At 65.4% G+C, this 1,865-nt stretch carries 2 protein-coding genes; both read right to left on the reverse strand.

The features are described 5' to 3' along the window. Positions 1-90: 90 nt before the first annotated feature. Positions 91-1,428 (reverse strand): polyketide synthase, encoded by a 1,338-nt coding sequence (locus A9W95_RS15025; protein WP_067414088.1) that lies wholly within the window; start codon positions 1,426-1,428, stop codon positions 91-93. After that, a partial coding sequence (locus tag A9W95_RS15030) for a thioesterase II family protein (RefSeq protein WP_172826624.1) occupies positions 1,410-1,865 on the reverse strand: 456 nt, incomplete at its 5' end. The genes A9W95_RS15030 and A9W95_RS15025, both read right to left, overlap by 19 nt.

Genomic DNA, 1,865 nt, shown 5'->3' on the forward strand with positions numbered 1-1,865 from the left:
GCCTCGGCCGGCACCAGCTCGGCAACGTCGGAGGAGAGCAGCACCGGAACGGCGCCGTTGGGAAGCCGGTAGGTCAACGGTGTCACGGCTTCACTCTCCGGTGCTCGCGGGCATGGCGATGATGGCGTGCGCATTGGCGCCGCCGGCTCCAAAGGACGACGCCGCACCATAGCGGACACCGGCTTTGGGCTCCCAGGGGTGCAGTTTCGTGGCCAGGCGCAGGCCGGTGAGGTCCCAGTCCAACTTCTTGGTCGGGTTGTCGGAGAAGAGGGTTGGCGGTATGTGGCCATGCTGGCCGGAGAGCAGCAGTTTGATCAGGCCCAGCATGCCCGAAGCCGCTTGCGCATGACCGGCATTGGACTTGATGGAGCCCAGCAACGCCTCTGATCCTCCCGCGCCGTAGGTCTTGAACAAGGCGACCAATTCCATCGGATCACCGGCCAGGGTTGCGGTGCCATGTCCTTCGATCATGCCGATGTCGGCCGGATCGATCTGTGCCGCATCGATCGTCTTGCGTACCAACTCTTCTTGGGCGCGGATGCGAGGCACCAGGATCGGCTTGCCCTTGCCGTTGTGGTTGGTGCGAATCGCCAGGATGCGCCCGTAGATGCGATGTCCCAGTTGCTTTGCCCGCGACTCGTGTTCGACGAGCACCATCCCCGCACCTTCTCCCCACAGGGTGCCGCTGGCGTCGTCAGCGTAGGCGCGACAATGCCCGTCGTTGGAAAGGGCGTTGAGCCGGGCGAATTCATAGAAGGCCGTCGGCGCCCCGAGTACGCACACCGCTCCGGCCAGCGCCCACTCACACTCACCCATTTGCACTGCCGTCGCGGCCAGGTGCAGCGCGGACAACGATGAGGCGCATGCCGAATCGATCGCCATCGAGGGGCCGGTCAGGCCGAGGAGATGCGAGATCCGTCCGGCGCCGCCGAGTTGTCCCATGCCGACGGTTCGGTGCCCGGTGTAGGAATCGGCGACCGCGGTGCGTGAGCCGTACTCGGTCATCGACATTCCGACAAAACAGCCGCCGTCCGTGCCCGCGACCCCACCCGGGTTGATCCCCGCATTCTCCAGCGTCTTCCAGGCGATCCGCATAGCGACGCGTTGTTGAGGGTGCATGACGACGGCCTCGCGGTGGGTGATCCCGAAGAACAACGGATCGAATTCCATTGCGCTGTCCATGAATCCGCCGGCGTCGCAGATACGTCCCCAACCGTCCTGCTCAGACTGGGACAATAGGTCGTCGACCGGCCAACCGCGATCGCGGGGGAACGGCGATACCAGCTCTCGAGATTCCGAGAGCGCCGCCCAGAGCGCGGCTGGGGTGTCGATACCGCCGGGGGCCTCGACGGCCATGCCGGAGATGACGATCGGGTCGACTGAGGTGGGTACCGCGGTCCCGTAGGTGCTCACGCCGTCTGCTCGCATTGCGCACCCGAGGCGATCAACTCCGCAACGGCGTCGAGGTGTTCGTTCAGGTAGAAGTGCCCGCCGTCGAACATGGTGACCTCGACGTCGCCGGTGTGTTTGCCCCAACCGTAGAGATCACCGAGGGTGACGATCGGGTCCTGGTCACCGCCGATCGCCAGGATTGGGGTGGCGACCTTGACGTCTTCGTCGCGGAAGTACACATCGCTGGCGTGGTAGTCGGCTTTGATGACGGGCAGGGCCAGCCTCATCAGTTCGCGGTTGGCGAAGACGTCGGAAGCGGTGCCTTCCAGCGCCGCGAGGTAGTTGAGGATGTCGTCGTCGCTTTTCGGGTGTGGCGGCTTGGCCGTTGCGTTGCTGGGGGCGACCGACGCCGAGACGTTGAGCCGCCGCACATCGACGCCGTGGGCCTCGGCCAGCCGAACGAACTCGAAGGC

Origin of the sequence: Mycobacterium sp. 1423905.2, assembly GCF_001673155.1 — a bacterium.
Taxonomy (GTDB): Bacteria; Actinomycetota; Actinomycetes; order Mycobacteriales; family Mycobacteriaceae; genus Mycobacterium.

Coding starts and splice junctions, on each gene's coding strand:
- A9W95_RS15025 (WP_067414088.1), bottom strand. CDS start 1,428: ATGCGAGCAGACGGCGTGAGCACCTACGGGACCGCGGTACCCACCTCA.